At 44.3% G+C, this 20,900-nt stretch carries 11 protein-coding genes; 3 read left to right on the top strand and 8 right to left on the bottom strand.

Features of this window, described 5'->3' with window-relative positions; translation table 11 throughout:
• Positions 1 to 8: 8 nt before the first annotated feature.
• Genes IE164_RS11790 through pelF form a run of 5 tightly spaced genes read right to left on the bottom strand, consistent with a single transcriptional unit; the run spans position 9 to position 9,786 of the window.
• Complete coding sequence (locus tag IE164_RS11790) at positions 9 to 3,887, bottom strand: DUF2194 domain-containing protein (protein WP_189630438.1); 3,879 nt, start codon at positions 3,885 to 3,887, stop codon at positions 9 to 11.
• Positions 3,884 to 5,857 carry a hypothetical protein gene (locus IE164_RS11785; RefSeq protein ID WP_189630437.1) on the bottom strand — a complete coding sequence of 658 codons (1,974 nt, stop codon included), beginning with the start codon at positions 5,855 to 5,857 and terminating at the stop codon, positions 3,884 to 3,886. Before IE164_RS11785 ends, IE164_RS11790 begins: the two co-directional genes overlap by 4 nt.
• Complete coding sequence (locus IE164_RS11780) at positions 5,854 to 6,660, bottom strand: endo alpha-1,4 polygalactosaminidase (protein ID WP_189630436.1); 807 nt, start codon at positions 6,658 to 6,660, stop codon at positions 5,854 to 5,856. The genes IE164_RS11785 and IE164_RS11780 overlap by 4 nt, the downstream gene beginning before the upstream one ends.
• Positions 6,647 to 8,254 (bottom strand): hypothetical protein, encoded by a 1,608-nt coding sequence (locus IE164_RS11775; protein ID WP_189630435.1) that lies wholly within the window; start codon positions 8,252 to 8,254, stop codon positions 6,647 to 6,649. The genes IE164_RS11780 and IE164_RS11775 overlap by 14 nt, the downstream gene beginning before the upstream one ends.
• Complete coding sequence (gene pelF / locus IE164_RS11770) at positions 8,251 to 9,786, bottom strand: GT4 family glycosyltransferase PelF (protein ID WP_189630434.1); 1,536 nt, start codon at positions 9,784 to 9,786, stop codon at positions 8,251 to 8,253. Before pelF ends, IE164_RS11775 begins: the two co-directional genes overlap by 4 nt.
• A 272-nt stretch (positions 9,787 to 10,058) precedes the next feature.
• Between pelF and IE164_RS11765 the strand changes: the two genes are divergently transcribed.
• Positions 10,059 to 12,419 (top strand): ABC transporter permease, encoded by a 2,361-nt coding sequence (locus tag IE164_RS11765; protein WP_189630433.1) that lies wholly within the window; start codon positions 10,059 to 10,061, stop codon positions 12,417 to 12,419.
• A gap of 813 nt (positions 12,420 to 13,232) precedes the next feature.
• Here IE164_RS11765 and IE164_RS11760 read toward each other — a convergent pair.
• Positions 13,233 to 16,679, bottom strand: coding sequence for a pyruvate carboxylase (locus IE164_RS11760; protein ID WP_189630432.1), 3,447 nt, complete (start codon positions 16,677 to 16,679; stop codon positions 13,233 to 13,235).
• A 173-nt stretch (positions 16,680 to 16,852) separates the two neighbouring features.
• Between IE164_RS11760 and IE164_RS11755 the strand changes: the two genes are divergently transcribed.
• Positions 16,853 to 17,374, top strand: a complete 522-nt coding sequence (locus IE164_RS11755; RefSeq protein WP_189630431.1) for a GNAT family N-acetyltransferase — start codon at positions 16,853 to 16,855, stop codon at positions 17,372 to 17,374.
• Positions 17,375 to 17,379: 5 nt separating this feature from the next.
• On the opposite strand, the gene IE164_RS11750 is transcribed toward IE164_RS11755, so the two are convergent.
• A complete protein-coding gene (locus tag IE164_RS11750) occupies positions 17,380 to 17,955 on the bottom strand; it encodes a hypothetical protein (protein ID WP_189630430.1) in 576 nt (191 codons plus the stop codon).
• A 4-nt stretch (positions 17,956 to 17,959) separates the two neighbouring features.
• Positions 17,960 to 18,469, bottom strand: a complete 510-nt coding sequence (locus IE164_RS11745) for an RNA polymerase sigma factor (RefSeq protein WP_189630429.1) — start codon at positions 18,467 to 18,469, stop codon at positions 17,960 to 17,962.
• A 192-nt stretch (positions 18,470 to 18,661) separates the two neighbouring features.
• On the opposite strand from IE164_RS11745, the gene treF reads away from it, so the two are divergent.
• Entirely contained in the window at positions 18,662 to 20,164 is a 1,503-nt protein-coding gene (gene treF, locus IE164_RS11740) for an alpha,alpha-trehalase TreF (protein ID WP_189630428.1), read from the top strand.
• The last annotated feature ends 736 nt before the right edge of the window (positions 20,165 to 20,900 follow it).

The following is a 20,900-nucleotide window of genomic DNA, read 5'->3' as shown; positions in this document are numbered from 1 at the left end:
GGGCTTTATTACTCATCGTACCAGTCGTCATATTCCCTTGGCTTCACGTAATATGGTTTTCTTCTTCTAAAGAAGTGCCTTATACCTAACTGAAAGCCATTGGAGTAATAAAGGGCCTGGTTGTAAAACTCAAACTGCCCGGTAACGAAAGTATATTTCTTTATAGGGAAGGCGAAATTGCCGGTAATTCTAAGGAAGTTTCCGGTATAGGTATCGTAAAAGGCTCCTGCCTCCACACGCATGTATGGCTTTCTGGTTTGGTCTCTACCGTAATTCCAGGCCAAACCTCCTCCTCCATAGAACCTTCGCTCTACTACCCAGAAGGGGTTACCACCTTCTTGCATGCCATTAGATACCGAACCAAATGCCTCAGCAAATGGTGAAAACCGAGACTTGTTAAGGGGCTTAATATTATAGAAAAGGCGTCCGGTAACGGCTCCTTCGTAGACTCCGGTAGTGTAGTGAGAAAGCACGGGCGACAGAGAGGTTTGCCAGGCCTTATTGTAGCCTCTTTCATAGTAGCCAACCAGTTCGCCCCAATAAATTTCTCTACTTATGGCCGGACCCGTTTTTACCGGGCTAAAGGTGTAGCCAATGGACTTAAAAGACTTTTCGTTGGCCTGTGATATTCCTGCCCCCAGTGAAAAGAAGGTGTTAGACAAATCGTCTTTCTCTAAACCGGCCAAGGCATAGAAAATGGGCTTATCTGTATTCTCTCTGGTTTGGTAGCGGTATCGCAAACCATACAATTGATGCGCCACGTTGTTGGCATCGAATGTATTAATGACCAGGTCTGAAACATCACTATAGGTAACCGAAAGGCTGTGCTGGTTGAGCTTGCGTGTTTTCATATGGAGGGTAACCATATTGTTCCACACCGACTGATTGAAGTTATCCTCCACAAAGTCGGTCGTATATTCTACTGAAGCATGTTCGTTATACCTCAGACGCATAAGTAAGTTTTGCAATGTATCGGGGTAGAATACACCGGGCGTATTGAGAATCATGAATTTTTGAACATCGCTCTCAAAGTATTGTGCTTCGGGGTTTATGCGCTCTCTTAAGCTGTCTTTTTTCAACGGGTTGTTCATGGATTTAGCCACTAAACCGGCTCTTTCGAACTCCCCAATATCAAACCATGTGTTGGCCACAAAGCTCTTCACCTCTTCATCATTGGGGTTGTTCTTAATGTATCGGAGGTATACCGTCTCCATCTTATTAAAGGCTTCCAGGTCGGCCCACCACTGCAATTGGGTAAGCATGCTTATCTCATTGCTGTATTCGGCCCACAAAAGGGCATCTTGCAACATGCCATTGTCTGAAAATGCATAGGCTATAGAAGTGGCCATGGGCAAGAGTTTTGGGTATCTCTCGGGGCTTTTGTTCACCAGTTCTCTATGCAGCTCTTCGGGTTCCCAGTCAATCAGATAACGTACATAAAGAGCATAGGCCTCTTCCGCACTATTGCCCTCTTGAGCATTTACCAGCATTTCTTTTACCTGCTCTTTGTATTGGTCGGTATAGAAATACTGCATGTATTCTTTTATGAGCTCCATATTGGTAGGGGCGCGCTCAATCTTTCTTCTCAGCCATAGTTCGTTGAGCTCTTCGTTGGGGTAGGCTTCTGTAGCCAGGTAATGATTGAGGTAAACCATAGCTGTTTTGGGCGACTCTTTGTAGGTATTTTCCAGAAAGCCCCATACCTCCTGAGGCTTTTCGTTATAAGCCAAATACAGTGCATACTGGCTAAAAATAGCCGTATCGGGTTGAGTACTCTCCCTGAGCTGACGCAACAAGATGTTGGTGGCGGCATCCAGATTTTCGTTTTCCACGAAATATTGCACCGAGTCTTCTACGGTAACCGGAAGCTCAATTTCCTCCACATACTCCCCTTCGTCTACCTCCTGCACAATGGTTTTTCTTTTTTCTTCGTAGCCCTTGAACTGATCTTTAATGTCAGAAAATATTTCATCTAAGGAGTACTGACGAGTATTCTTAAATCGCAGTCCTTCGCTAAAGGCAATGGCGGCTTCAGGCGTTTCTACCGTAAGCAGATATCCTCCCATAACGGGCGTTTTGGTGTAATTGAGACCTTTGCGTTGTAGTTCTTCCTGAAGCAGTTGTTGATTGGTCTTTTCTACGAATACATTCCAAAAAAAGTGCTTCTTCTTCCATTTGTTAGCACTGACCTTTTTTACGTTATAGGTATCTCCATTGGGTATATACTCATACTTGCTGTTGCGCCAATCGCGGGTAATGGTAGCACCGGTTGCCACATCTAAAAAGCGCATAGAGGGGTGAGTCTCCGTTACCTCTTCCAGGTACTCTACCCAACGTGTGAGCATCCCCTTTCGGTTGTTGCTGGAGGTATACCACCCCAATCGCTCGGCATTTCTGTATGCATAATCTCCTGCACTGGTATTGCTCTCAACGGGGAGTTGGTAAATATCATCAGGGTGAATGAAATGCGACCAGATGCCGGTAAAAAGGTATAGCGATTGCCAACTGTAGGTTTTAAAATCGCTAAACACATAGCCGCTGGAAACCCTCGGAAAATCGAACAGTCTCGGCTCAAGAGGGTCTACATCGTATTCTCTTTCGCCTCCTTCGTAGAAATCGCCCTCGTAAATAGAACACATAAACTCAATTTCGGGCATAGCATTGGCCAGGTGAACCAGTCCAATGCTATCGATATCGTTCGAAGGTGGCACATAGGTTACCGGAAAGGGGCCAAAGCCGTTCACTCTCCATTTTTTCCGGGCCGCAATAAGTGCCCCTTCCATATATTCCGGGTTTCTCCAAATGGTATCTACCAACGACTCGTGGTTATAGCCATGAAAGGCCATTTCAAACTTGTGTTTGATCACCTGTTTAGTCATCCAGTTAGCACTAATAACCTCTTTGCCATCGCGTATGGAACGGTGCATATCCCATTCTCTGAAAATAAATGGCGGTTGTTTTATTCGGTCGTAGTTAAAACAGGGATAGGCCGAATAATCGATATTGAACTGTTCGGCTACTTTGAGCATATCGGGCCACCATACATCCATTACATACTCGGCCTGGGTAATATCCAATTCGCTGGCTATTGGCTCGGCCTTATAGTCGTAGAGTGGGCTGGGGAAATCGTCTATGAAAATAGCTCCTACACTCACAATAGGATATGGCACTCCCTGCAGGCCTTTTAGTGCCGGAGCAAAGAGCAGACCCCTGTCGGGCTTTTCAAAAACCATATTGGTATTGAAATGCACCACTCTGCCGGCACCTATATAATGTTCAAAAATGAGCGGCTGGGTAGGATCCGTAGCGGCAGTGGCTAGCACATTGATGGAGTCTTTAAAACTTTCGCGCTTGAGCCCAATATTTTTCTTCTGAGGATAAATAGACTTTCCTTCCATACCGGGCACCATGTTCTTTACAAAGTGAATCCCTTGCGACTCCAGATCATACATAAAGTCGGCTCCCACATCTATACCCGAAAGGAAACCACCATTGGGGTCTTCATTGAGGCTTGGAAACACCAATGTACCCCCCATGGCCACAAACTCCACCAATATTTCTCTGCCCAGATCATCCAGGTTTTGAGTGGTATTTATATAAACCACCCTAACGGAAGGATCTATGTAGGGGTCGTCTGCATAATCAGGTAGCTCCTGAGTGGCGTAGGGTATTTTATTGTAATCGAAAACTTTGGCCAGTTCTTTGGCATAGGGCCGGCTCATCTCATGGGTAGAGTCAATCAGGTACAGCACAATGGGCTGATTATCCACTACCTGTACTTTCTTTCTGGGCTCGTTCTTTTCATCGTCAGAACAAGCCTGAACAAGCACTACAAGTACTAGTAAAAGCCATTTAACTACACAACCGGTGAAAGCCTTCTTACTCACAACAACTCTTTAATTCTTGCTTCTTTGGGTTTATTCACAATTTCATAGACCCTTAAATTATCCTTTTCATAGAAGAGACGTATAGGTCTTCCTCGTAATCTTAGGTCATTGACCAATCGCACTACATCGTCTTGTACCTCCTCTTCAATGCGCACCTTACGCCTAAACTCATCCGATACATTATGATAAATAAAAACGAGCACGCTATTCGGCAAAATGTACTCTGTGTTGAGCCGCAGAAATTCCTTGTCGTCTTTGTACTCAAAATAAACAGAGTCTCGCTCGGGGTAAGCATTGAGAAAATCATCGTAGCCAATGAATATATGAGAGTCTCTACTCATGGGCAGCATATTGCTTGCATTTACCACGGCATACCCGTAGGGTATAAAACTGGCCTTAATATTCTGATAGGCCTCTAGTATGGTTTTACTCAGTGAGTTGGTTTTAGAGGTACGGTTCACCAGCTCAGGCTGGCTGTAATAGGCTGTTACTAAAAACAAGGCAAAAATCAGTGGCACCGAAACCTTGTCAGGGATTTCTACACGAGTTAAGCGAGTGTTGAAATAGTAGTAAATGATGTAGAAAACAAGGCTGAGAGCGCATGCTACCAACACCGGCAATATTTCATTGAACAGGTCTCTATCGAAATACTCAAAACCCATGGTGCTGTAGAGTATCATTACATTTACATAAATAATGAAGGCGAGCGGGCTGGCCCACTTGCGTTCATGGTCGCGATAGAGAAAGAACATGACCACACCCCCCACTAAGGATATGCCCTGGAATATCCAGATGAGGGTATCGTAAGACAATATCATGTTACCGGTAGTGGTGGTAGAACTAACTGAAAGAAGATTGGATCGAAGAAAAAGAAAGAAATCCGTATCATTATTATAAGCCGAAAGGGCAAAAGAGCCTAGTATGAAGACGTAGGCCCCCAAATAAGCCCAAAAAGATTGCATAAAGAATTTCCAGTATCCTCTTCGAATAAATGGTATTACCACCATGAAGTAGGGAGGCAAAAGAATAAGTAATGTAAACAGGTCTATAAGCGCAATGGCACAGAAAATAACCAGCATTTGCCAGAAATAATTACTTCGTTTATTCTTATAAAGCACCCAGGGTTTCCGAATAAATATTAAGGCCGGCAAAAAGAAAGTCATGGCCATAAAGGTGGACTTGCTGTGGGTTATTTGTGTGAGGTTGATGGGTACCAGGTTAAAGAATAGAGCAAAAGCCAGGGTACCTAAAAGCGGAATGGTAACCAAGCTGTTGGTCATGGCATCGATAAACCAAAAAATAACGAAGCATAAAATGAATATTTGGAAAAGACCAAAGGACTCAAGAGCCATTTCGGCACTTATACCGGTAATAAGGCCATAGAAGCTCATTAAAGCATACTGGCCTGTCATAACCATCTCGTTGTTGAACCAACGCTGATCACTGAGTCCGTCCAGAATTTTGAGCTCCTGAAACCAGGCGGCCGAAAGCTGATAGTTATCAAACTGCATCAGGTAGAAGCGAACCATCATGGCCGTAAAGCAAGCCAGTGTGGCAAAATAAAAGCCTGCCTTTACCGAAAAGCGTTTATTGGCTTTGGCCTTTCGTACATCAATAATCGGCTCCTTATCTTCAATGTTCTCAATTACATTGATAAGTATGGCCTTTCGCCTCCTAAGCCAAAGGTTATTTTTCAGCTTGAGTTGTTTTACGCCAATCAGCCGAAAGCCAAAGAAGAAAATCATAAAGGCAATGATGGTCAGCAGGTCGTAGCTGTTTACCTGCACAAGCACATAGATAAGCACCAAAACCACACTTCCGAAAACTGCCCAATAGTTACCCATGGTCTTCACCTGGTTTTGCGATGGCTTGTCTTTAATGAACAAGCGTTTGAGCAAATACAGGAAGAACACCCACAGCAGCAGCCTGACTATGCCGAGAAAGATGGTATCTATGTAGGGTATGTTCATTTAAACCTTGGCAATTCTTCTAAACCTATGTTTCCAATAAAATAATCCCAACCCAATGCCGTGGCCTGGTTTCTCACCCGATTGAACATGCTCTTTGTATTGGCATATTCAATAAGCACAATGGGCAGGTTATATTTTTCTTCTACATTCTTAAGCCCGGCCACACGCTCATTGTATTCGCTTAGCCTGCGCATACGATAATCCGATTTTTCAAAGTTATAGTCGGTAATTACCGATTCCAGAGCAACCGAATTGATAAAGTCTTTGGTTCGGGGGGTGATAGAAACCCCTGAGTTTTGCATTAAATGAAAATCGGGGTATTTCTCTTTGACACGACTAATAAACTCCACATAGGCCCCTACTTTCTCCGGATGTGGCCCCCAGGGGCCATAAGCATCAACCGTATCCAGAAAAAGGCCATCAAAACCCTTTTGCTTTATCCGGTCGACCAGGCCCATAAGCGCATTTTGGGTCACCGGATCGGCCAAATCAAGATAATAGCTGTCCCATAAGCTATTTTTGCCCAGGGTTCGGTCTTTTAGCTCCGGAAAGTAATATCGGGCCGTGCTTACCTCTCCCACACTAATGTAACCCAACACCAGCTCGTTGGTTTCTTTCATTAGGCGTATATCAAAGGGGTTGTATTGTTCCGACTCCAGAATTACATATTTAAAATTTCTGATTCTATCGGCATTGATATCGCCATAGCACACCAATACTGAAGCTTTTGGTGGCTCTTGGCAAAAGAGGCTCGTAAAAGAAAACAGAGCCAGAAATGAGGCCATTTTTTTAATACGCGGCATAGTAGTAATAGTCGAGATTTCGGAAAAATTGTAACGTTGTGCGCAGTGTCATGAGCATATATACGGCCGAACCGGCAAACATGCCTACCACACTGTATTCATAAGAGATAAGACGGCTTGCCGCCAGCCCCACCAATACATTGACCAACAACCCTAAAAGCAGCGCATTGAGCGGCTGTGTTGGTTTGTTGAGCGTAAATAAATAAAGTGAATTGAGCATGCCCCAAGCCACAAGAATATAGCCCAGCCCTCCAATAATACTTACTTTAATACTCACCGTATTCAATACCTGATCGAACGCCCGCTGATAGCCCAGCCTTTCCCAGATAATGAGGTAAAGCAAAAAGGTCATAACCGCTCCCACAATGAGCAATATGAGCACATGTTCCCAGTACATTTTGAGCGATCGTCTGTTAAACACCTTGGCCTGATTATAAGGAATCTGTTTCTGTAGCAGGTCGCTGATTGTGCTAAACGAAGCAATACCAAACTCCAACACCCCCACCAAAAGAAAGAAAATGAGAATGGCTATATCCATGCCTATTTCATAATCTTTTTCATAATAGAGAATGTATGGCAAAGCTCCATCGTCTGATGTGGACCACGCCAAAAAACGATCGGTAAAAATGAAAATGAAGAAAACGAACCCGTAAAAGAAGTAGCGATAGTTGCGGTAAACCATTACAGCCGTTTTGCTGGTGGCCCGGTTGAACACTTTGGTTCTACTCACTTTTCGTTTAAAAAACCAGTTGAGGTAAAGTACCATAAGGGCTATGGCCGTCCAGATGCCTATCCAATGTGTATAATAGGTTTCCAGGCTGGTGTACAGGTGTAGTACCAAAGAAAGCCCCGCTGCCAAAATAAATGCCACCGTAATGAACCACCGCTCTTTGAGGGGGTGAAACACTGCCGAAAGCAATAACAACAACCCAATGGAGTAGGCATAGGCATACACCAACCACAAAAATTTATACGGATAAAAATTGGCAAAGAAATTAAGCACCAATGCCAAAACGCAGAGCACCCCCATAAAAAGTAACCCATCGCGAATAACCATAATGGTGCTCTTTCGCGCCATATGAAAGTCTTTGCTAAACCAATAGTGAGAAACCTGCCTACCTATTACCTGCACAAAACCTCCTGTGCCGATCAGTCCGAAAATTACTCCCAACACCACAGCCGTAGATTGCAACTGGTTAAAACCTACGTAGGTCCACATAGAATACCCAAATACGATGATGGTAGCTATTTGCAAAAACACAGGAACACCATGAAACAAACCGAGCGGATAGTAATAAAAGAAGTACCTGGTTTTTATTTTCAGGTAGTCTGTCGCAGAGGTAAAGTCTGCTCTGAACTGTTCATTTACAGGCAGCTGGCTAGGGTTTTCTTCCAGAAAACGAGGATTGGTTATCTGATCATAAACCAGTTGAGCCAATTCCTGAAGGTCGTCTATGCCATAGTCTTGCTTAGCATCTATGGCTCTAATGCTCATAGATTCTAGCATGGCACGCACCACATTCACATTGACCGGCTTGCCCAGTTTATCATAAACATCATATCCCAATTGCTCTATTTTCTGCGTATGTGTCATAAGCTCAACTCCTTCTTTATCTTCTGCTTCTTTGGTTGTTGTTTCTGGTAAACCTCCTCATAAATACGCTCATAAGATTCTATAAAAATATCGAGCGTAAAGTTTTCCATAACCCGCTTTCGGGCGTGTACACTCATGGTCTTTCTAAGTTCTTCATCTTCCAACAACTGAATTACCCTTTTACCAATGGCTTCAGGGTCTCTGGGTTTACACACAAAGCCCGAACCCTCATCTATTGCTTCGGCTACTCCACCCACATCGGTTGCCACCACCGGCACCCCACAGCTCATAGATTCAATTACCGTGAAAGGAAACCCTTCTGAAATAGAGGTGAGAATGGATATATCTCCCTCACTGAATATGAGGTGGGGCTCACTATGATACCCCATTAAGAAGAAGTTGTTCTCCAGCTTTAATTGCTTAATCAGGTTTTCGCATTGCTCGGTATATTCCGGCACCGCATTCTTATCGCCATACACCAGGTATCTCACATTGGGTATCTTCTTCCGAACCACATCGCATGAGCGAATCATGGTGAGCACATCCTTCAATTCAAAAATTCGTGCGGCAGCCACCACGGTAGGTATCCCCCTTAAGTGCTCAGGTTTTTGGCGGGGAGTAAATTTCTCATGGTCTACCCCGTTGTAAGTAATTTCAATTTTATCTTCGCTGGCGCCATACATGAGCTCCCAGGTAATGTTAAACTTGTTTACCGATAGAATTTTATCGGCCTTATAGTAGGAGAGCCTTGTTATGGTTTCTGTAAGCCTGATCAGAAAATCCTTAATGAAGTAACTGTAGTCTGACCGGTTAATGTAAAGCAATCTTTCCCTTACGTATACCCCATGTTCGGTAATCATCAACGGTGTACCGTATCTATATTTTAATACCAGTGCAGGAATGAGCGGAAAACCCGAGAGTGTAATATGGCACAAATCCATTTTCTTGATAGGAATAGAAAACGGAATGAGAAAACGATAGAGCCAACGCAGCCCAACGGTAATATCGAACAAAGAGGCCACATAACTGCCATCTTCTTCTGTCTTGCGCGTGGCTTCATACTTAAAAGCTTCCCAAACGGCCTGGTCTTGCATGGTGCGTTTGTAGTCGTAGTCTTGAAAGTAAAGCCACAATTCATAGAACACCACATCCAGCACTTTCATGTCAGTAGACCCCTCATACACCATTTGCAAGAACTTCTCAAAAATGGGAATAAACCGCTCTTGCACTACTTCGCTGGTGGTCTCTTCTTTTTTGCTCACTACCTTATAGTAGTCTCGCTTATAGCTCACATAATCCTGCGGCTCATCGGGAGCCCAAAGAGGTACCTGTATTACCTCTTTTACTGAAGGACTTAGCTCAAAAATGGGCTTAGGTATGTAGCCGGCATTGATGGAGTATAAATTAAAGTGGACGTTAGAAACCCTATCGCACAACATGTGACTCCATGTAGAAATACCTCCTCCGTAAAACGGATAGGTTCCTTCAGAAATAAGAAGGACATTGATCTTATCGTCTTCTGTTCTTTTCAAATTTTCTTAAAAAGTGCGCTAGTTAATCATTTTTTAAATTAAGAAATGTTGGTATTTCGAACATTTCATAAAAGATATCGATGATTAAAATTCCAGCAAAGCCTATTGGACTAAAAGTACTCAATTGCTTTGGCACGCTGCCCGGCTTACGTTCAATTGCCGTTAAAAGCCGTTGAGTAACCAAAATAGTAGACCAGTTGCCTGATGGCTAGTGTGCAACCCTAAAGCGCATGGTTGCATCTGTCGTTCATACCATCAAAAACTCAGGCTCCATGATCAGGTCATATCTCAAAACAACACTTCGTGCTATACAGCGTAGCCCGCTTTCTTCATTCATCAATATTTTTGGTCTGGCTACAGCTCTCGGAGTAGCCATCATGGTCTATGCTTTCATAGACCTGGATCTTAGTATCGATCAGTTTCATGAAAATAAAAAAGAAATATACCTGGCTACTTCCTATCTCAACCGAAATGGAGAGGTAGGGCATCACGGTATTGTTCCGGCTCCCTATGCGGCCATTCTTCAAAACGATTTCCCTCAAATTAGTCAGGTGGTTCGTGTTGAAAGAAGAAGCGGCATACTTAAATCGGGGCCAAACGTATTCAACCAATCTTTCTCATTTGTAGACCCGGAATTTCTGGAATTGTTCACTTTTCCTCTGGCTTACGGCCAAAAAGAAGCTTTAGAAACACCTAATCAAATCATTCTCAGCCATAACGCTGCTGTTAAATATTTTGGCGAAGAAAATGCCTTGGGTAAGTCGATGACTTTTGACTTTGAAGGAAGAAAGTTTTCATTTGAAGTAGCAGGCGTAGCTCAGGAGTTTCCCAGAAGAAGCAGCCTGAATTTTGAAGTATTAGTCAACTTTGACCAGCTGGAAGTAATAGACCCAGACTACAGCCTAAGCGATTGGAGCCGATTTCTCGATGCTGTATACATAAGAACAAGCGACCCTCAGTCCGTGGCGCAGGTAGAGCGTTCGGTTCAACAGCATATTAAAACTCAGAATGCCGTGCAAAAAGACTGGCCCGCCACTGCTTTCTCTTTTGTTCCATGGACCGACTTGTTTGTTCAGGCAGAAGACATGAGCAGTGTGATGACCGGTGAGGGTGATTCGGTAGCTCGAATAGTCTTATCGGTAATTGGTGCCTTTGTTTTGGTTTTGGCTGTATTCAATTACATAAACATTGCCATTGTTTCCGCAACAAAAAGGCTCAAAGAAATTGGGGTTAGAAAGGTAATGGGTGGCACACGCAAGGCATTGGTTTTTCAGTTTTTAGTAGAAAACATAGTACTCACACTATTGGCTCTGGTCTTTGGGTTCATTTTGGCCATTACCTTGCTCATTCCGGGGTTCGATCGCCTGTTCGATGTGGGACTCGATTTTCACACCAACCAACCCGAACTTTGGATATTTCTGCTGGTATTGGTGGTGAGTACAGGTTTGCTCTCCGGTGCCTATCCGGCCCTTTATATCTCGCGGTTCAACGCAGTGAATATTTTCAGGGGTAGCCTTAAGTTTGGTGGCAAAAATATACTCACCAAAATCTTCCTCACCTTTCAATACATTCTTGCCCTGATTGCCGTAGTGGGTGGAATACTCTTTACTCAAAACACAGCATTCCAAAAAGACCGGGATTGGGGCTATGATCAAAGCCGGGTAATTTCGGCCTTTGTGGGCGATGCCACACAAGTAAAACAACTCACCAATGCCTTGCAGCAAAACCCCAGAGTAGAGTCTGTTTCTGCCTCAATGGGGCACCTCAACCGATCTACTTCCAATAAGATAGTCCAGGTGATTGATCAAAAGTACGACATCCCCTGCCTAATCGTAGACCACAACTATTTAGAAACGCTGGGACTAAAACTTTTGGAAGGAAGAAACTTTGATGCTCAACGCGAAAACGACTATCAGAATGTATTGGTGAACCAGAAAATGGCGCGCTTGCTAAATCCGGAAAAGGCTTTGGGTGAAAGCTTTAGAATAGATAGCCTTACCTATCGGGTGGCCGGAGTAGTTGAAGATTTTCATCAATGGTCTTTTTATGACCCCATAAAGCCCATGATTATTATGCTGGCCAAAGAAGAACAGTATCGTTATTTTTCCATGAAGGTGAATGAAGGTTCCCTGACCAGTGCTTATGAAGACCTGGAAAAAACCTGGGCCGAACTTTTTCCGGACAAGCCCTTTGACGGATATTACCAGGCCAGTTCACTCGACTGGTATTTTAGAAATATTGAAGGGCATAGTCGCCTGATGCAGTATGTAGCCACCATCTGTATACTGCTCTCCTGCCTGGGCCTCTATGGGCTGGTTTCTCTCAATGTTGCCAGTAGAGTAAGAGAATTCAGTATTAGAAAAGCCCTGGGAGCACGCCTCAAAAACCTTGTCTATGTGATAAACAAGCAGTTTGCTGTGTTTCTGATAATTGCCCTGATTTTAGGCATTCCCATTAGCTACTACTTGTTAACCATGCTTTTCGATTCTGTATATGCTGTTCACGTACCCATCACCTGGTTACCCTTTTCTCTGGCTCTGGCTGTAGTAATTCTAATGGTTGCCCTGACTATCTCTTCCCAGGTTCGTAAAGTTATGACCACCAGCCCTACGGAAGGACTAAGGAGCGAGTAAGCATTAATGTTCTTGAGGACCGACTGCTTTTAGTGGGAAGACAGAAATCAAAAACCAGAAATCGGAAATAAGAAGTCGGAAGCGGGAAGCGAAAAGCTGTGAAAAGCGGGCACATTGGCTTCCATGCTGAGCGAAGCCGAAGCATCTACCGATGATCTAGTCTAGCAGATCTTTCTATAATGGAGGAATTGGGAAGACGGAAGTTCGGAGCTAGGAAGACGGAAATCAGAAGTCAGAAGCGGGAAGCGAAAAGCTGTGAAAAGAGGACACTTTGGTTTCCATGCTGAGCAAAGCCGAAGCATCTGCCCATGATCTAGTCTAGCAGATCTTTCTATAATGGAGGAATTGGGAAGACGGAAGTTCGGAGCTAGGAAGACAGAAATTAAAAACCAGAAATCGGAAATCAGAAGTCGGGAGCGGGAAGCGAAAAGCTGTGAAAAGAGGACACTTTGGTTTCCATGCTGAGCAAAGCCGAAGCATCTACCGATGATCTAGTCTAGCAGATCTTTCTATAATGGAGGAATTGGGAAGACGGAAGTTCGGAGCTAGGAAGACAGAAATTAAAAACCAGAAATCGGAAATCAGAAGTCGGGAGCGGGAAGCGAAAAGCTGTGAAAAGAGGACACTTTGGTTTCCATGCTGAGCGAAGCCGAAGCATCTGCCCATGATCTAGCCTAGCAGATCTTTCCATAATGGTGGAATTGGGAAGACGGAAGTTGGGGTGTGAGAGATAAAATCCGGCAGTTGGGATAACGAAAGAGCTAAAGCCTTTTCAACTCTCCCCAATCATCGGCAACTGCCGGAATCGTAAACCTATTCCAATTCAACCACCAGGTCGTCCTGTTCAACCATATCTCCGCCTTTGAGATAAATGGCCTTTACCTTTCCGGCTTCAGGAGCTGAGACTGTTGTCTCCATTTTCATAGCTTCAACTACAAAAAGAGCCTGATTTTCTTTTACAGTATCACCGACATTCACTTTTACTTCAGCAATTCTACCCTGCAGAGGTGCTCCTACTTGATGTTCACCATCTACCTTGCGGTTGGCAACCTTAGTAACTTTAAGGTTCTGATCCCGAACATCGATCACCCGTGTTTGGCCATTCAGCTCAAAGTACACTTTGCGCATTCCGTTTTCATCGGGCTCAGCAATATAAAGCATCTTAATGATGATATGCTTGCCTTTCCCAATCTCCACAAACACCTCTTCATTAGGCTTTAAGCCAAAGAAAAATGCCTTGGTAGGTAGTTGCCAAACGGCTCCATAGTTTTGCCAATGCTGATAGAAATCCTTAAAAACTTTGGGGTATAACTTGTACGAAAGAAAGTCCAGCTCATCGCAGTAAATGTCGAACTCTTGCTGAAACGCTTTAAACTCCTTATCAAAGTCTACGGGCTCCAGGTGTGCGTTTGGCCGGTCTGTATATGGCTTTTCGCCTTTTAGAATAATTCTGGAAAGCTCTTGCGGAAAACCTCCAGGCATTTGCCCCAGATCTCCCCTGAACAAGCTAATGACTGACTCCGGAAAAGAGAGGGTCTCGCCACGTTCCAGTATATCGGCCGGTGTCAAGTTGTTAGAAGTCATAAATATGGCCATGTCGCCAACCACCTTGCTAGACGGGGTCACCTTTACTAAATCTCCAAACATTTTGTTGACCACCGCATAATTACGCTTTACCTCTTCAAACTTATGCTCCAGGCCCAGAGCAGCAGCCTGTGGTCTTAGGTTGGAGTATTGCCCGCCCGGTATCTCATGGTCGTACACCTCAGCTGTGCCGGCCTTCAGACCGCTTTCGAAGGGGTAGTAATATTCGCGCACATCTTCCCAGTAGTTGGCATACTTATTCAGGTTTTGCACATCAATCTTAGGGTCTCGGGGATGCCCCTTGAGTGCCGCTGCCAGCGAGTTAAAATTGGGTTGAGAAGTGAGGCCTGACATGGAAGCAATGGCTACATCCACAATATCTACTCCAGCTTCTATGGCTTTAAAGTATGTGGTGGCTTGCATGGACGATGTATCGTGAGTGTGCAGGTGAATGGGTAAATTCACCGTTTCTTTAAGAGCACTTACCAATACGGTAGCTGCTTCGGGCTTTAGCAAACCTGCCATATCTTTAATGGCTATAATATGGGCTCCTTCGTCTTCCAGTGCCCGAGCCATGTCCAGATAATACTGCAAGTTGTATTTGCTTTCCTTATCGAGCACATCGCCCGTATAGCAAATGCAAGCTTCTGCCACTGAGTTGGTTCTCTCACGAACCGTGCGAATGCTCACCTTCATGGCCTCCACCCAGTTGAGAGAATCGAATATTCGGAAAATATCCATGCCATTCTCAGCCGACTTCTCAATAAATCGCTCAATAAGGTTATCCGGATAAGCTTTGTAACCTACACCGTTGGAACCTCTTATAAGCATTTGCATAAGTATGTTGGGTGCTGCCGCACGCATTCGCTTCAACCGGTCCCATGGGTTTTCATAAAGGAACCGCATACTCACATCGAAGGTAGCCCCTCCCCACATTTCCCAAGAAAATACGTTGGGTTGATTTTTGGCAAAACCTTCGGCCACTTTGAGCATGTCCAGCGAACGCATTCGCGTAGCCAACAACGACTGATGGGCATCGCGCCAGGTAGTATCGGTAAATAGGATTTGCGGCTGCTCTTTAATCCACTTGGCCAATCCTTCGGCTCCCTTTTCTTCCAAAATTTGCCTGGTGCCGGAAGGATACGCTCCCAAACGGTCGAACTCAGGAACCTTCGGTACCCTCAACTTTACTGAAGGGTCTATTTTCTTTACGCTCGGATTGCCATTTACGGCCACCTCTCCCAGGTAGTTGAGTAACTTTGTGGCCCGGTTCATGTACCGTGGCATCTGGAGTAACTCCGGATGATTTTCTATAAACTTTACTGTGGCCTTTCCGGTAAAGAAAGTCTCATGACTAAGTACATTCTCTAAAAAGCCTTTGTTGGTTACTACGCCTCGTATTCTAAACTCAGAAAGTGCGCGTTGCAGCCTTTGAGCAGCTCCTTTTAACGTGCGTCCTGAAGCAGTGATTTTCACCAACATCGAATCGAAAAAGGGCGATATGGTTACTCCGGCATAGCAGTTACCGGCATCTAGCCTAATACCAAACCCTCCCGGAGACCGGTAGGCTATAATGGTGCCATAATCGGGCTTAAAATTGTTTTCCGGGTCTTCTGTAGTAATTCGGCACTGAATGGCAAAACCATTCTTCTGCACATCGGCCTGGCTTTTGATGAAAATCCGAGGGTGGTCGAGCGGATAACCCTGGGCTATTTCTATTTGAGAGCGAACAATATCAATGCCTGTAATTTCTTCAGTCACCGTATGTTCAACCTGTACTCTTGGGTTTACTTCAATAAAGTAAATCTGCTCATCGGCATCGACCAGAAACTCTACTGTACCCACATTATTGTAATTCACTTCGCGGGTAATTCTCAGCGCATACTCATAGAGTTTTTCACGAGTTTCATCTTTTAGCCCTATGGAAGGAGCCACTTCTACAACCTTTTGGTACCTGCGCTGCACTGAGCAATCGCGCTCATACAGGTGTACAAGGTTACCGTAATTATCGCCCATGATTTGCACCTCAATGTGCTTGGGGCTATCAATAAATTTTTCAATGAAGATAGTATCGTCTCCAAAGGCTTTTCCAGCCTCTCCACGAGCCTCATTGAAAGCGCGCTCCAATTCATCTTCCGAGCGTACCACCCGCATACCGCGGCCTCCCCCACCGGCTGCGGCCTTTACCATTACAGGAAAGCCAATTCGCTTTGCTTCTTTAAGAGCAATGGCACTGCTTGTGAGCGGCTCCTGACTGTCTTCAATAAGCGGCACCTGGGCATTGCGGGCCACAATTTTAGCCTGCACCTTGTCGCCCAAGCGTTGCATTACTTCCGGCTCGGGGCCAACAAATGTGATTCCGGCTGCTTTACAAGCTCTTACAAAGTGTACGTTTTCTGAAAGAAACCCATAACCGGGATGTATAGCATCTACCCCTTCCCTTTTGGCCAGAGCAATGATCTCATCAATATTCAAATAAGGTTTGAGCGGATCATCATCGTCTCCAATCTGATAAGCCTCATCGGCCTTGTATCGATGGAGGGAATAACGGTCTTCGTATGTGTAAATGGCCACCGTACGAATCTTCATTTCAGAAGCTGCTCTCAGTACGCGTATAGCAATTTCGCCACGATTGGCCACCAGTATTTTATTGAATTTGCGAATGTTTGTTTCCATGCTCAAAACTTGAATGGGTGGAATTTAAATGATTAGCAGGTTAGGCACAAATGCCAAATCCGAATTGATCACGTTTTCAAAAAATATATTTTTGCGACCCGAAAAGTAAGCCTCCACAAGAGCTTATAATTGTATATTAGACGGTTAAGTAATTTTTAAAATTCCCAAAGTCTATGGAAAACTATCGAATCGATAAGATTTCTATCGAGCAGCTAGAGGAGCTCAGATCTATTTCTATAGAGACTTTTACCGATGCATTTGGCGATAAGAACCATCAGGCCGATTTTGACGGTTATTTGCAAAAGGCATTCGATGCCAACCAATTGCGCAACGAACTGGAAACCCCGGACAGTTACTTTTACTTTTTAAAAAATACAGATGAGCCGGTGGGCTATCTTAAGCTCAATACGAAAAAAGCTCAGTCAGACCAGGTTTTGGACAATGCCATGGAAGTTGAGCGCATATACCTAAAAAGACATGTTCAGGGCAAGGGCCTTGGCACTTTACTATTGAATTTTGCAATGCAAGAAGCCAAAAATAAAGGGCTGATGGCCATTTGGCTGGGTGTTTGGGAAGAAAACAATAAAGCCATAGCCTTCTACAAACGCCATGGCTTTGAGGTATTTGGCAGCCACCCTTTTAAATTGGGAGGCGACCTGCAGCGCGATTTACTAATGAAACGGCTGCTGATTTAAGATCATTAGACTGATGCTCCATCTTTCAAACTGATGAGTTTTTCGCGCATGTGCTCAAGCTTTTGCTTCTGCGACACGTAAAAGGTTTTATGCTCCCAACGGGCACCAAAGTACCCGGCCACAAAAAACAGAAGCAATAAGGCTCCCTTGTACCACTCTGCCCACTCATCGACAACAGAGGCAATACTCAGCAAAGCCACCACCAAATAAATCCACTTACCCATAGCCGATAGCCTGACCTGAAAATCAGCATGGGCAATGGCCGCGTTCATATCGCCCAATATGCTTTTATCGAAAGTGTTTTGATGGTTCAGTCGTTGCTGTCTTCTAAGGTATATTACTCCGGCCAATACCATTGTAATTACGGCCAACAGACTAGGGAATAGCTGAAAATCCGACTTGATGAGACTGGCACCCAAAATAACCAGCGTGCAAAACACCAGCGACCCCATCATTAGTTGTTCACTTCTCCCGGCCACTGCAGCAGCTTTATTTTTACGCTGTATCACCCTATTGTGAAGCGCTTCCTCGTCTAAGGCATACAACGCCTTTTGACTCTGTTCATCCCATATTTTTTTCATTTCATCAAATTCCATTGTTCAACATTTTTTTAGACTGTTCGGTGAGGTGCTTTTTTATTCGATTAATCTTCACTCCCACGTAGTTTTCAGAAATACCAACAATCGAAGCTATTTCTTTATAGCTGAATCCATCGAGCAAAAGCAAACAAAGGGAGCGATCTATCTCATCCAACTGTTGAATTTGCCCATATAGCCATTCTAGTCTTTGGTCTGGCTTTTCTTCTGCAGGCTGTAGAATTCGAACCACCTCACCATTATCTGCTTTATTTTGATCCCTGCTTTTCTTCAGCTTCCATTTTAAAGCCTGATTAAGTGCTATTCTATAAACCCAGGTAGAGACCGCGCAGTCGTTCCTGAAATTGCTAACCGATTTCCAGACATTGACAGCAATCTCCTGAAACAAATCTTCGCGGTCCTCTTCCTGCTCGCAGTACGACCGCACCACCTTAAATAAGATACCCTTGTGGGTTTCCAACCAAGATTCAAAAATCTGTTTCTGCTGTACTTCTGTCATTTCAACCTGTCAACCTATTAGTACCCTCTAACCTGGCGATTCTTACAAACCTGAGATTTTTTTTTTAAGTGTAGGCTGCAATGCATTGGCAAAGAGCTCATTCCGTGCTTAGAAATCGTAAAATGCGCAAGGGCTCGCTTTGGAAAAGAACAAGTTAACCTTGTAACTTGAATGGCTCAAAACCACAAGATTATGGCCAATCGACTGATTTTTTTGGAGGAAGACCTAAAAGAATTGTTCACTGACTTGCATGCTTCCGGGCAGTGGGCAGATGGCAAGGAGATTTCCGATGCCTATGCTATTGAAGATCCGGCCAATATACTTGCCATCTACAGGCAAGAAAAGAACCACCCCAATTTTGACCTAAAAACCTTCTTCAATAATTATTTTGTGAGTGCTCAAAGCCAAGGGAAAGAATACCAAAGCGATAGCTCCCTGCCTGTAGAAGATCACATAGAACGCTTATGGTCTGTTCTTGCCCGTGAGCCCGACAATGAGGAATACTTTTCCACGCTTATTCCTCTGCCCTATCCTTACGTAGTTCCGGGCGGGCGCTTTAATGAAATCTATTACTGGGATAGCTATTTTACCATGCTGGGTTTAGTAGAAAGTGGCCGAACCGACATGGTGGAGCATATGGTGAAAAACTTTGCATACATGATTGAAAATTTCGGCTTCATACCCAATGGCAACCGAACATACTACCTAGGCCGCTCCCAACCTCCCTTCTTTTCACTTATGGTAAGCCTGCTGGCACAAGAAAAGGGAGAAAAGTATCTTATAGATTTTTTACCTGCCATGGTAAAAGAACATAAATTTTGGATGGAGGGTGAACAAGAACTGTCCAAAACGCAAGCCAATTACAAACGAGTAGTTCTCATGCCGAATGGAGAAGTACTGAATCGGCACTATGATAATATTTTCAGTCCGAGAGCAGAAATGTATCAAGACGATGTGGAATTAATTGAGCGAAAAGGGAAAGCGGGTAAGCAAACGCTTTTGAATATACGGGCGGCCTGTGAAAGCGGCTGGGACTTTAGTTCGCGATGGTGCGAAGTACCTGACGATCTCACCACCATTTATACCACCAACCTGATACCTGTAGACCTAAATTGCCTGCTCTACCATCTGGAAAAGATGATTAGCAAAGCCTATGTACTGCAAGGAGAAGGCAAGTTGGGCACCAACTATGCCCAAAGAGCAGAAAGCAGGGCTAAGGCCATTCAGCAATATTGTTGGAATGCTTCTGAAGGCTACTTCTTTGATTTTAACCACCACCATGAGGCTCAAACCACAAGCCTGACAGCCGCGGCTGTCTATCCACTGGCTTTTCAGCTCGCTTCTGCCCAACAGGCCGAAAGTGTAGCCAATACCCTGGCACAAGAACTACTGAAAGATGGTGGGCTGCTTACCACAAACTTTGAGTCTGGCGAGCAATGGGATGCCCCCAACGGCTGGGCTCCATTGCAGTGGATGGCCATTTGGGGACTTAGAAATTACGGCCACGACCATTTGGCCACAACCATTAAAAATCGCTGGACAGCCCTGAATATTAAGGTTTTTAAAAATACGGGCAAGCTTATGGAAAAGTACAACGTGGTTGACACAAGCCTGCTTAGCGGTGGAGGCGAGTATCCGGTACAAGATGGTTTTGGCTGGACAAATGGAGTGCTTCTAAAGCTTTTGAGGGAATAAACAAACCCCGGTGATTGCGTACCGGGGTTCTTAAAAATGATTGTATGAAAAATCATTAGGACCGTCTGCCCTAACAGATATTCCGAGAATAGTTTGGCACATGCCTGGGCCAAAGCCCAATTGCCCGCAAAGATGGCATTATGCCCATATTACGTGCTTCCTTAGTGTTATGCTTTGAATAAATTAATGGAAAGAGAAGTGCATTTCCGGCAAATACCAGAACCTGAAAACGGAACACGCTTTTCAACAATAAGCTAAGGGACTATGGTTCAATCCAAGCCCAAATACGCCCACATTGTTATGAGGTAAATACTCCTAATCTTCCTTACCAAAAAATCGCGTTTCACCCTGAAACCTTGCGCGACCAAGGCTTCAAAGCAGTTTCTATGCACATGTTTCTCGACTGCCTGAACAGGATAATGGTTGGAATTGGCTTTGAATTAACCGAACTGCATGGGTTAAGCCTTTGCCTTTCTGCCACGACTTGCGAGAAACAAAACACGAATATGCCCAAGAAAGAAACGTTCACATGCATTTTTTTGATTATTGGAGCATTTCTTACATCAATGCACATGCCCATATTTTGCTGGTTTACAACCCGCTAAAAAGTAAGGGTGTCATTCAGTAGACTTCATGCACAAAGTTTTACAAAATAATGTGGTTGCATTTTCCTGTGGCTCAAGTTCGAACGTTAGGTCATTGACGCTCATATGCGTAAATACCGGAACAAAGCCCA

The organism is Roseivirga thermotolerans, from assembly GCF_014653175.1.
Lineage (GTDB): Bacteria > Bacteroidota > Bacteroidia > Cytophagales > Cyclobacteriaceae > Roseivirga > Roseivirga thermotolerans.
This window is presented reverse-complemented; position numbering and strand designations above follow the sequence as displayed.